General features: G+C 39.2%; 14 protein-coding genes. 13 read left to right on the top strand and 1 reads right to left on the bottom strand.

What is annotated here, in order from left to right; genetic code table 11:
- Positions 1-4: 4 nt before the first annotated feature.
- Positions 5-172: a hypothetical protein gene (locus tag ABH966_RS01400; RefSeq protein WP_370075251.1), complete on the bottom strand. Its 168-nt coding sequence runs from the start codon at positions 170-172 to the stop codon at positions 5-7.
- 339 nt (positions 173-511) lie between these two features.
- Here ABH966_RS01400 and ABH966_RS01395 point away from each other — a divergent pair, with 339 nt between their 5' ends.
- The 13 genes from ABH966_RS01395 to ABH966_RS01335 all read left to right on the top strand — a co-directional run bounded on the left by ABH966_RS01395 (position 512) and on the right by ABH966_RS01335 (position 10,758).
- Positions 512-847 (top strand): putative DNA-binding protein, encoded by a 336-nt coding sequence (locus ABH966_RS01395; RefSeq protein ID WP_132357463.1) that lies wholly within the window; start codon positions 512-514, stop codon positions 845-847.
- Positions 848-859: 12 nt separating this feature from the next.
- Positions 860-2,218, top strand: a complete 1,359-nt coding sequence (gene ffh / locus ABH966_RS01390; protein WP_370075250.1) for a signal recognition particle protein — start codon at positions 860-862, stop codon at positions 2,216-2,218.
- Positions 2,219-2,312: 94 nt separating this feature from the next.
- Positions 2,313-2,585: a 30S ribosomal protein S16 gene (rpsP, locus tag ABH966_RS01385; RefSeq protein WP_142507488.1), complete on the top strand. Its 273-nt coding sequence runs from the start codon at positions 2,313-2,315 to the stop codon at positions 2,583-2,585.
- Positions 2,586-2,600: 15 nt separating this feature from the next.
- Positions 2,601-2,834, top strand: a complete 234-nt coding sequence (locus tag ABH966_RS01380) for a KH domain-containing protein (protein ID WP_370075249.1) — start codon at positions 2,601-2,603, stop codon at positions 2,832-2,834.
- A 540-nt stretch (positions 2,835-3,374) separates the two neighbouring features.
- Positions 3,375-3,890, top strand: a complete 516-nt coding sequence (gene rimM / locus ABH966_RS01375; protein WP_370075248.1) for a ribosome maturation factor RimM — start codon at positions 3,375-3,377, stop codon at positions 3,888-3,890.
- On the top strand, positions 3,890-4,627 hold the full coding sequence (gene trmD, locus ABH966_RS01370) for a tRNA (guanosine(37)-N1)-methyltransferase TrmD (protein WP_370075342.1): 738 nt from the start codon (positions 3,890-3,892) through the stop codon (positions 4,625-4,627). The genes rimM and trmD overlap by 1 nt, the downstream gene beginning before the upstream one ends.
- Before the next feature lie 117 nt (positions 4,628-4,744).
- Entirely contained in the window at positions 4,745-5,089 is a 345-nt protein-coding gene (gene rplS, locus ABH966_RS01365; protein ID WP_049668419.1) for a 50S ribosomal protein L19, read from the top strand.
- Positions 5,090-5,195: 106 nt separating this feature from the next.
- Positions 5,196-5,765, top strand: a complete 570-nt coding sequence (gene lepB, locus ABH966_RS01360) for a signal peptidase I (RefSeq protein WP_370075247.1) — start codon at positions 5,196-5,198, stop codon at positions 5,763-5,765.
- 56 nt (positions 5,766-5,821) lie between these two features.
- Positions 5,822-6,694, top strand: a complete 873-nt coding sequence (ylqF, locus tag ABH966_RS01355) for a ribosome biogenesis GTPase YlqF (protein WP_370075246.1) — start codon at positions 5,822-5,824, stop codon at positions 6,692-6,694.
- A gap of 685 nt (positions 6,695-7,379) precedes the next feature.
- Positions 7,380-8,138 (top strand): ribonuclease HII, encoded by a 759-nt coding sequence (locus ABH966_RS01350; protein WP_370075245.1) that lies wholly within the window; start codon positions 7,380-7,382, stop codon positions 8,136-8,138.
- 48 nt (positions 8,139-8,186) lie between these two features.
- Positions 8,187-8,366: a hypothetical protein gene (locus ABH966_RS01345; protein WP_370075244.1), complete on the top strand. Its 180-nt coding sequence runs from the start codon at positions 8,187-8,189 to the stop codon at positions 8,364-8,366.
- Positions 8,367-8,566: 200 nt separating this feature from the next.
- Positions 8,567-10,459, top strand: coding sequence for a hypothetical protein (locus ABH966_RS01340; protein ID WP_370075243.1), 1,893 nt, complete (start codon positions 8,567-8,569; stop codon positions 10,457-10,459).
- Positions 10,456-10,758, top strand: a complete 303-nt coding sequence (locus tag ABH966_RS01335; RefSeq protein WP_370075242.1) for an EscU/YscU/HrcU family type III secretion system export apparatus switch protein — start codon at positions 10,456-10,458, stop codon at positions 10,756-10,758. The genes ABH966_RS01340 and ABH966_RS01335 overlap by 4 nt, the downstream gene beginning before the upstream one ends.
- Positions 10,759-10,789: the final 31 nt, after the last annotated feature.

Below are 10,789 nucleotides of genomic sequence, written 5' to 3'. Positions count from 1 at the left end.
TTCATCACCGATGTGGATGACTTTTGTTAAAACGTATACTATGTAAATAAGTTGATTGGAGTGGAGGCTGGGCGACTCCTTGGGGATTAGCGATAGAGGAACGAAGGCTAAGAACATCACGTCCTGCGATAACGCCTTCGTGACCAACATCGTGTTGGCCCGAGCGGCTCATCGGACGCCCCCAGGAAGCTTTGCTCTGTGCGAAAGCGAAGCGTCAGCAATTGTTTTATCTGTGCGAAAGCGTAGCGACAGCAACAACAAAGCGCCCAGTCGGAACGGAAATCAACCACACGCTTGGTGATGATCCGAGGATTAACATTTAAGTAAGTAAATTTGTAATTGCGCTCGTCTGTGCAGGTGAATCGCATTGTTTAAAAGGGAAATACTGGCTATAGGTGAAAAACGCCTGAAAAGCAGTTAATTAAAGCTTTTAGACAAGGAGATTACCTTGACACAGACGGGCGCTTTTCGTTATGATACAAATGACTAATAACGGGAGGAGAAACATTCGATGCTACTTGAAAAAACAACACGCATGAACTTTCTCTTCGACTTTTATCAAGCATTATTAACAGATAAGCAACGAAGTTATATGGAGCTCTATTATTTAGATGATCACTCACTTGGAGAAATCGCTGAATCGTATGGGGTTTCGCGCCAAGCTGTTTATGATAATATTCGTCGAACAGAAGCGATGCTTGAAGAATATGAAGAAAAACTATGTTTACTTGAAAAATTTCAACAACGTACACAAATGCTTGCGCAGCTAACAACAGGGATTACAGAACAAAGTATGACAATTGAAGAGCAGCTAACGCTTATAGAACAGTTGAAAGAATGGGATTAGGAGGCGAAAGCAATGGCTTTTGAAGGATTAGCGGAACGACTCCAAGGAACGATCCAAAAGATTAAAGGTAAAGGTAAAGTATCGGAACAAGACGTTAAAGAAATGATGCGGGAAGTCCGATTTGCTTTAATCGAGGCGGATGTTAACTTAAAAGTAGTCAAAGAATTCGTTAAAAAGGTCAGTGAACGTGCTGTCGGTGTAGATGTTATGCAAAGCTTAACACCAGGTCAGCAAGTTATTAAAATCGTACAAGAAGAATTAACAGAATTAATGGGTGGCGAGCAAAGCCCAATTAAATTTAATACAAAGCCACCAACTGTTATTATGATGGTCGGCTTACAAGGTGCAGGTAAAACGACAACTACAGGTAAATTGGCAAATGTGTTACGTAAAAAATATAATCGTAAGCCATTACTAGTTGCTGCAGACGTTTATCGTCCAGCGGCTGTTCAGCAGTTACAAACATTAGGAAAGCAGTTATCCCTACCTGTGTTTGCATTAGGAACCGATGTATCTCCAGTAGAAATTGCACGTCAGGCAATTGAATTGGCAAAAGAAGAACATCATGATGTCGTTATTATCGATACAGCTGGTCGCTTGCATATCGATGAAGATTTAATGCAAGAATTAAAAGATATTCGTGCGTTAAAAGAGCCGGATGAAGTATTCCTAGTTGTAGATGCTATGACAGGTCAGGATGCTGTAAACGTGGCAGAAAGCTTTAATGAAGCGGTCGGTATTACAGGAGTTGTTTTAACAAAGCTAGATGGTGATACACGTGGTGGTGCGGCGCTATCAATTCGTTCCGTTACACAGAAGCCCATTAAGTTTGTCGGTATGGGTGAGAAGATGGATGCGCTTGAACCATTCCATCCAGAGCGTATGGCATCTCGTATATTAGGAATGGGTGACGTTCTATCGCTTATTGAAAAAGCTCAGGCAAATGTTGACGAAGCAAAGGCTAAAGAACTAGAGGAAAAATTTAAAACTCAGTCTTTTACGTTCGATGATTTTGTTGAACAATTGCAGCAAGTAAAGAAAATGGGACCAATTGACGAAATTTTAAAAATGTTACCAGGTGCTGGGAAAATCAAAGGCTTAGACAATGTTAAAGTTGATGATAAGCAAATGGGACGTGTAGAAGCGATTATTTATTCGATGACACCTGCTGAAAAGACGAATCCAGAAATTATTAACGGTAGCCGTAAAAAGCGTATAGCGAAGGGTTCTGGGACATCAATTCAAGAGGTAAATCGTCTATTGAAGCAATTTGAAGAAATGAAAAAAATGATGAAGCAAATGACAGGCATGGCGAGTGGCAAAGGAAAGAAAAAGATGAAACTACCAGGCTTCGATTCATTGTTTAAATAATATTTTATAGGTGTTAAGAAAAAACACTTTACAAACAACCTAAACATTGATAATATACTATCTTGTGTGAAACTTATTCGGAGGTGCTATTAAAATGGCAGTTAAAATTCGCTTAAAACGTATGGGAGCTAAAAAATCTCCTTTCTATCGTATCGTAGTTGCAGACGCTCGTTCACCACGTGACGGTCGTTCAATCGAAACAGTTGGTACTTACAACCCACTAACTAAACCAGCTACTGTAAACATTGATGAAGAGAAAGCTCTTAAATGGTTAACTGACGGTGCAAAACCATCAGATACAGTGCGTAACTTGTTCTCAGAACAAGGTATCATGGAAAAATACCATAACCAAAAATTCAGTAAATAATCGGGGGCGAGGTCTTTGAAGCAGCTGATTGAAGCAATCGTTTTACCGTTAGTCGATTATCCAGAAGAAGTTCGTATAGAGACGGATGAAAATGCAAATCGAATTGTTTATAAACTTTTTGTTCATCCAGAGGATCGAGGGAAAGTCATAGGCAAGCAAGGGCGAGTAGCGAAAGCGATTCGTACAATTGTTTATTCAGCGGCGGGTAGTTACCATCAAAAAAAGACCTACGTCGATATATTGGATTGAAAGAAAAGATTTTCACGCTCTTTTACATGCAACAAGCACTGGAGAGTCCTGACAGGTATGTTTACATGCGCTTAGGAATTCGAAGTGGCCTTGAGGTAAAGCGTAAAATCTGGACTTAAAAGGAAGGAGCTTGCCGGTTCCTTCCTTTTTTTATTATCGTAGTTACATTGAGAGATAATTGAACATAATGACATTGAGGAAGACTGGTCAACGTCTAAGCTATAACACCGTCCACCAAAAGTTAAACTGCTTTTGTAGGTGAAACGTGAGAGAAGGTTGCTTTTTGATCTGATTAGCAAGGAGCTTGACGGGGATGAGCATGTTTAGCATTTTTATCTTCATTCAGCATAAGACTCCCATCTCTTAGGTGGTGAGATGAATGAGGATGTGATTCCTTTTCAGTGGGTGTCAAACACCCGCTGAATGAAGATAAAGCCTCCGGCGGATGTCACGGATTTTTAAAGGAATGAATTGTGCGGGCACAATTCAAAATCCGGACGCAATTCCGCCAAGGCGTAATTGATATGAGGTGAGATTTGAATGGAATGGTTTAATGTAGGTCGTATTGTCAATACACACGGTATTCGCGGTGAGGTGCGTGTGTTATCAACAACAGATTTTGAGGAAGAGCGCTTCGCAGTAGGAATAAAGCTTGCGGCGTTTAAAAAAGACGATAAAAAGCCAACGTGGGTAACAATTGAATCAATGCGTCGTCATAAAAACTTTATTTTGTTAACCTTTGAGGGAATGAATAACATCAACTTGGTTGAGCCTTTCAAAGAAGGAATGCTCAAAATTACGAAAGATCAAATGACAGATGATTTATTAAAGGAAAATGAATATTTCTTCCACGAAATAATTGGCTGTACAATTGTATCTGAAGAAGGCGAAACAATCGGGGCAGTGACTGACATTCTTCAAACAGGCGCTAACGATGTATGGGTAGTCAAGGGCACTAAAAAAGAGCATTACATCCCATATATCGAGGATATCGTCAAGGAAATTGATGTTAATGAGAAGAAAATAGTGATACATGTAATGGAAGGTCTTCTATGATGAATATTCATGTGTTAAGTTTATTTCCGGATATGTTTACAGGTGTTTTTGGAGCATCCATATTAAAGAAAGCACAGGAAAAAGGTGCTGTAAATCTGGAAGTAACTGATCTCCGTGGATTTTCAGGTAACAAGCATAATCAAGTAGACGATTATCCGTATGGTGGTGGTGCGGGAATGGTATTAAAACCAGAGCCGATGTTTAGCGCTGTAGAGGCTATTACAGAAGGGAAAAATCCTCGTATCATTTTGATGTGTCCGCAAGGTGAACGCTTTACTCAAAAAAAGGCAGAAGAGCTAGCGCAAGAAAAAGAACTAGTATTTTTATGTGGGCATTATGAAGGTTATGATGAACGCATTCGTCAGCATCTTGTCACAGACGAGATTTCAATTGGAGATTTCGTATTAACTGGTGGCGAGCTAGGGGCTATGACGGTTATAGATAGCGTTGTACGACTTCTGCCGGGGGTTTTAGGACAAGAGGATTCCCACATACAAGATTCGTTCTCAACGGGCCTTCTAGAGCACCCACATTATACACGCCCTGCTGAATTTCGCGGAATGAAAGTACCTGATGTTTTACTATCGGGCAATCACGCAAAGATTGAGCAATGGCGTACGGAAGAGTCTTTGAAAAGAACATTCGAGCGTCGTCCTGATTTACTCGAGAATTATCCATTAACAGACAAGCAAAAATTGTATTTAGAAAAACTTAAAAACAACGATAAAGATGCTTGATTGCTATCTATATTTATGATAACATCTAATCTGTACTTCTATGTGAAGTACTGAATTACGGTGTTCCGCTGTGGCATAGATTGCGTGCAAGAGCATCTGTCTAAGGAGAGAAAAACAATGTCAAACATTATTACAGAGATTACAAAAGCTCAACTTCGCACTGATCTACCAACTTTCCGTCCAGGTGATACTGTTAAGGTACACGTGAAAGTAGTAGAGGGTACTCGTGAACGTGTCCAAGTATACGAAGGTGTAGTAATTAAACGTCGTGGTGGCGGTATTAGCGAAACTTTCACAGTTCGTAAAATTTCTTACGGTGTAGGTGTTGAACGTACATTCCCTGTACACACACCAAAAATCGCTAACTTAGAAGTTGTACGTCGTGGTAAAGTACGTCGTGCTAAACTTTACTACCTACGTAACCTACGTGGTAAAGCTGCTCGTATTAAAGAAATTCGATAATTATGACTTAAAAGTGAGGGGCTTGTGTAACAAGCCCCTTTTCTTTTTGCTTGTCATCTTAAATAGCTATCAACTAAAATGAGGATAGACAAGGGGGCAAATCTCGATGGAGAAACAGATAAAGGAAAAGAATGAATTATGGGAATGGACAAAGGCACTTCTAATTGCATTTGCGATTGCAGCGATTATTCGTTATTTTTTATTTACACCCATTGCAGTAGATGGCCAATCCATGATGCCAACCCTTGAAGATGGCGACCGTATGATTGTGAATAAAATTGGTTATAAAATAGGTGAACCAAAACGCTTTGATATTGTTGTATTCCATGCTCCTGAGAAGAAAAACTATATTAAACGTGTTATTGGGCTTCCGGGAGAGACATTGGAATATAAAAATGACCAATTATACATTAACGGTGAACCGATAAATGAGCCTTATTTAGATGCTTACAAATCAAAAATTACAGAAGGTACTTTAACCGAGGATTTTACATTAAAAGACATTGATGTAAACCTAAAAGATAATGTAATTCCAGAAGGCTATGTTTTCGTTATGGGAGATAATCGTCGATACAGTAAGGACAGTCGTATTATTGGAGTCGTCGATCAGAAAGAGATTATTGGTAATACAAGTCTGATTTTCTGGCCGTTCAGTGATATTAAAATTGTAAAGTAATTCTTGAAAGGGAGGGCTAAACACTCCCTTTTTCTTTTAGTTTAGGAGGTATAGATATGACTATACAATGGTTTCCGGGGCATATGGCAAAGGCCCGTAGAGAAGTAACAGAAAAATTAAAGCTAGTTGATATTATATTTGAATTAATAGATGCACGTTTACCGCTATCTTCCCGAAATCCGATGATAGACGAAGTGATTAATCAAAAACCGCGTCTCCTTATCTTAAATAAACAAGATATGGCAGATGAGCACGAAACACGTAAATGGGTTGAATATTTTGCACAACGTGGCCATAAAGCAGTAGCAATCAATTCCCTTGAAGGCAAAGGATTACAGCAGGTTACAAAGGCTGCTCAAGAAATATTAAAAGAAAAATTTGACCGTATGAAGTCACGTGGGATGAAGCCAAGAGCTATTCGTGCAATGATTGTTGGAATTCCTAACGTAGGGAAATCGACGCTCATTAATCGTCTAGCAAAGAAAAATATAGCAAAAACGGGGAATACTCCAGGGGTAACTAAGGCTCAACAATGGATAAAGGTAGGCAAGGAGCTAGAATTACTCGATACACCAGGTATTTTATGGCCGAAATTCGAAGATCAAGAAGTAGGCTTTAAATTAGCCTTAACAGGTGCTATAAAGGATACAATAACGAATATGGAGGATTTAGCTGTATATGGTCTACGCTTTTTATCCGTTCATTATCCGGCACGAATGGAAGAACGCTATGGCTTCCAGTTTATCCATGAAGATTTAGTGGATACCTTCGATCATATCGGTAAACTTCGTCGTGTTTTCGGTCCTGGAGGAGAAATCGATTATGATCAAGTAGCTCAACTAATCGTTCGCGATATTCGTGGGTTACAATTAGGCAAACTAACATTTGACTTTGTTGCCGAACAACTTGAAAATGAAACAGAGCAGTAATAATACGAAACTTTAATTAGTGGGCGTTTTTCATCTCCGCTGATTATTAGTCTTCACCAATCGGGCATTTACGAGCAGTGAATCCCTCACCTAAAATCTTTGCTTTCGATACAAATAAATTACTGCCCGTTAATGCGGGATAACGAACGTAAAACTGTCATACTCACGCCTTAAATCGTGAGCGTGACAGTTTTTCTTTTAGGAATACTTCTTTTTGCCGATAAATGATATAGAGCGAGAAAAAGAAATTATATTATTATTGATATAGAAAAAAGGGAATACATATTTTTGGTTTATCACCAAAAGTTGAGGATGTCTTTTATTAAAACATATGCTATATATAAGTTGATTGGAGTGGAGGCTGGGCGACTCCTTGGGGATCAGCGTCACAGATGAGACCCTGCAGCGAGCAGTGCGAGTGAAGCGGCTCATCGGACGCCCCCAGGAAGCTTTGCTCTGCGCGAAAGCGAAGCGTCAGCGGCAAATGTTTTATCTGTGCGAAAGCGGCGGCAGCAACAAAGCGCCCAGCCGGAACGGAAATCAACCACACGTTATGGTGATGATCCATATTTTGAGAGAATCCACTACCTTCTAGTGAAAAAATGGCTGATATTAGTAGAATGTTCGATAACAATCAGCGCAAAATGTTTTAAACTGTTGATGTAGACAAAAAGGGAGTATATATATGAAAACGATTAAAGAAATTACTACAGCATTGAAGGAAGCGGAGGAATGGCAGGACTGGATGACGGGGGTAGCAACCGATGAACGTGCAGGCGTGCAAAAGGCTTGGCAAAGCTGGCAAAAGCGTCAAGAGAAAAAGGAACAGATATTGAAGGAACATCAAGCGAAAATTGATTTCGATCGAAGCTACGGAGGAGAAAATACCTTAATTGCAGGGGTAGATGAAGCAGGGCGTGGACCGTTAGCTGGACCAGTAGTAACTGCTGCTGTTATTTTACCTGTAAACTGTGAGGCTCTAGTCGGATTAAATGATTCAAAGCAATTATCAAAAGATAAACGCAATGCGTATGCTGCTTTAGTAAAAGAGCATGCATTATGTTATTTTATCCATTTCCAATCAGCACAACAAATTGATGAATTAAATATTTACGAAGCGACGAAGCAATCGATGAAGACAAGTGTAGAATCATTATCTATTAAACCTAATTATGTGCTAGTCGATGCTATGACGCTACCAATCTCTTTTCCACAGGATTCAATAATTAAAGGGGATGCGAAAAGCTTAGCTATTGCAGCTGCATCCATATTGGCAAAAACGGCTCGAGATGATTATATGGATCAATTGGACGAGGAATTTCCTATGTATGGTTTTGCTCAACATGCAGGATATGGAACAAAACAGCATTTAATAGCCCTTGAAGAATTTGGTCCAACTATTCATCATCGCAAATCATTTGAGCCGATAAAGTCAATGCTTTAACTTGTTTCAGCAATGTTTTATGTAGCGAAAGCGGAGCGACAGCTACAGATGTTTTATGTAGCGAAAGCAAAGCGACAGCTACAGATGTTTTATGTAGTGAAAGCAAAGCGACAGCTACAGATGTTTTATGTAGTGAAAGCAAAGCGACAGCTACAGATGTTTTATGTAGCGAAAGCAAAGCGACAGCTACAAATATTTATTGTACAAACATCCGCTGAAATAAGTTAATGTTCCGGCGGATGTCATTTAACAGGCACACCAAGCGAAAATTAGAAATGACATTTGTTAAAACGTATATCATGTGGATAAGTTGATTTGAGCTACGCCTGCGCCCCCCTAGGAAAGCGTTCAGTCGGAGTAGAGATCGTCCCCACGTTAAAAAAGGACGCCAATTACGCCAAGGAGTAGTTGATGAAAGGAGTATGTATATGACAGCCACATCTTTTAATCCGATTCAAATGCAACAAACTGCTTTAACCCCAACTAATCAGCCACTTACTTTAAAACAAGGACAAGTATTTCAAGGAACAATCAAACAATTATATCCAGATCAAATGGCAGAAATACAAGTTGGTCAGCAGAAATTTATTGCTAAACTCGAAGTGCCGCTAAAAGCAGGTGATGCCCACTTCTTCCAAGTAACTGGTACAAGCCCACAAACAGAACTAAAAGTTGTTACCGGCCCTATGGAGCAAACGGCTTCTCAAAGTCAACAAATTAATCAGTTACTTGAATCAATGAATTTGCCCAAAACAGCTGAGATGCAGCAAATTCTAGCTCATTTTATGAAAGCGCAGCTACCGATTTCAAAAGAGCAGCTGATGCAGGCGGAAGTGTGGTTAAAGGCATTACCAGAGGGTGTTACTAAGATGGATGCCCTGCAAGCCATTCAAAAAATGGTGGAGCTTAAAATGCCGATGACAAATGATGTTTTTCAAGCTCTTATTAGTGGACAAAAAACGAATGGCATGATTTCCGTAATGGAAAACTTTACGCAACTTTTAACGAAGGATATAGCTTTACCAGAAAACCTTAAGCAAAATCTAATGCAACAAGTACAGGCTATTGCAAAGCCTTTTGAAGTAGAAACAGGTAGTTTAGTACTTGCCAAGTCCATACAAATATTAACGAATAATGCTGCTTCTATGAGTGAAAAGATTCAAGCCATGAATATCTTAAAAGAGGCAGGGATACTTCCTCAGCAGGCAACTTTGCAAAACTGGTCAAGTCTTAGCGATATAAAGTCTATACAGTCAAATCAGTTCCAACAAGCTGGAGAAGTTATTCAAACCATTTTAACGACAAAATCTGACAATATAAATCATCTTGTTGACCAGCTTAAATCTTGGACAGCAAATCAAAGTTTGCTTACCAATGAACAAAAGCAGTCATTAAATCAACTTATCGATCGATTTAATCAGCTACCAGCAACTAAACAAACGCTAGAGATTTTCGCAAAACAGATGCAAGAACAGCTTATAAAAGCGTTTGCAGAAAATTCTTCGGAGCGTTTATTTACACAAGACGCCAATGTTCTTTCAGTAAAGGACCATTTATTATCGCTTTTAAAGCATGAAGCTACTACTCCACTACAAAATGAAGCATTCATGCGAAGTCTTATGAAAAATAGTGTTGAATCCCCGCAATCAATGATTCAACAGATCGTTACGCAGGCAGATGCCCATGTACAAAATTCTATGGACAGTAAAGCAATGGAACATGCACTTAAAACGGTATTAAAAAATCTAGGAGTTAGCTATGAAGCGACACTTAGTAATAAGTCAGCAGATTTACAGCAGATTGCCCATCAATTAAAACCGCAGCTACATACATTATTGCAGGAAACACATGTTACTCCGCAGCTGAAGGAAGCTGCGGAAATGTTAATGGCACGTATGAACGGCATGCAGCTAGCATCAGGAGAGAATGGCCATCAGCACCAGCTTATTATGCAAGTACCATTGGAATTCTTCGGCAAGAAAATGGATGCAACATTACAGTGGAATGGACGCATGAAGGAAGATGGTAAAATTGATGCCAATTATGCGCGTATATTATTTTATTTACAAATGGAATCTATGAAAGAGACGGTTATTGATATGCAGGTTCAAAATCGTGTAGTTTCTGTGACAGTATTTAATGAAAATAATGATATTATTCCGCTTGCAGAACCACTAAAAGCAGCATTAAAAAAAGGACTAGCTGAAAAAGAGTATCAACTTTCAGGCGTTTTTATTAAACAATTTGAAAAAGCCCAACCTGAAATAACCCCTGTAGTAGAACAGCAGGAGGAACATAGTGGGGTGGATTTTCGCATATGAGTGAAGAAAAATTTACTCGAAAAGAGGCTATCGCTCTCACGTATAAGTTAGGACGTTTTGATAGTCCAACAGTCGTAGCAAAAGGAAAAGGGAAAATAGCGGAAAATATATTAGCACGCGCGAACGAGCACGATGTCCCGGTTTATGAGGATCCTAACCTTGTTCAATTACTTGGACAATTAGATTTAAATGAGTCAATTCCAGAAGAATTGTACGAAGCTGTCGCTGAGGTATTTGCATTTATATATCGATTAGATCAACAATATGCGCAAAAATACAGAAAAAACGAAGAATTCTGATTTTCATAAAACTCTGTTTTAGTACACTAAA

It is taken from the genome of Lysinibacillus sp. RC46 (genome assembly GCF_041262385.1).
In the GTDB taxonomy this organism is placed as follows: domain Bacteria; phylum Bacillota; class Bacilli; order Bacillales_A; family Planococcaceae; genus Lysinibacillus.
Note: the sequence above shows the minus strand (reverse complement) of the source record. Positions and strands in the feature narration are given on the sequence as shown.

What these genes read in the sequence shown, in the direction of transcription:
- ABH966_RS01335 (WP_370075242.1), top strand. Translation starts at nt 10,456, where the DNA reads ATGAGTGAAGAAAAATTTACTCGAAAAGAGGCTATCGCTCTCACGTAT.
- lepB (WP_370075247.1), top strand. Translation starts at nt 5,196, where the DNA reads ATGGAGAAACAGATAAAGGAAAAGAATGAATTATGGGAATGGACAAAG.
- trmD (WP_370075342.1), top strand. Translation starts at nt 3,890, where the DNA reads ATGAATATTCATGTGTTAAGTTTATTTCCGGATATGTTTACAGGTGTT.
- ABH966_RS01400 (WP_370075251.1), bottom strand. Translation starts at nt 172, where the DNA reads ATGAGCCGCTCGGGCCAACACGATGTTGGTCACGAAGGCGTTATCGCA.
- ABH966_RS01350 (WP_370075245.1), top strand. Translation starts at nt 7,380, where the DNA reads ATGAAAACGATTAAAGAAATTACTACAGCATTGAAGGAAGCGGAGGAA.
- ABH966_RS01395 (WP_132357463.1), top strand. Translation starts at nt 512, where the DNA reads ATGCTACTTGAAAAAACAACACGCATGAACTTTCTCTTCGACTTTTAT.
- ABH966_RS01340 (WP_370075243.1), top strand. Translation starts at nt 8,567, where the DNA reads ATGACAGCCACATCTTTTAATCCGATTCAAATGCAACAAACTGCTTTA.
- rimM (WP_370075248.1), top strand. Translation starts at nt 3,375, where the DNA reads ATGGAATGGTTTAATGTAGGTCGTATTGTCAATACACACGGTATTCGC.
- ylqF (WP_370075246.1), top strand. Translation starts at nt 5,822, where the DNA reads ATGACTATACAATGGTTTCCGGGGCATATGGCAAAGGCCCGTAGAGAA.
- ffh (WP_370075250.1), top strand. Translation starts at nt 860, where the DNA reads ATGGCTTTTGAAGGATTAGCGGAACGACTCCAAGGAACGATCCAAAAG.
- rplS (WP_049668419.1), top strand. Translation starts at nt 4,745, where the DNA reads ATGTCAAACATTATTACAGAGATTACAAAAGCTCAACTTCGCACTGAT.
- ABH966_RS01345 (WP_370075244.1), top strand. Translation starts at nt 8,187, where the DNA reads ATGTTTTATGTAGCGAAAGCAAAGCGACAGCTACAGATGTTTTATGTA.
- rpsP (WP_142507488.1), top strand. Translation starts at nt 2,313, where the DNA reads ATGGCAGTTAAAATTCGCTTAAAACGTATGGGAGCTAAAAAATCTCCT.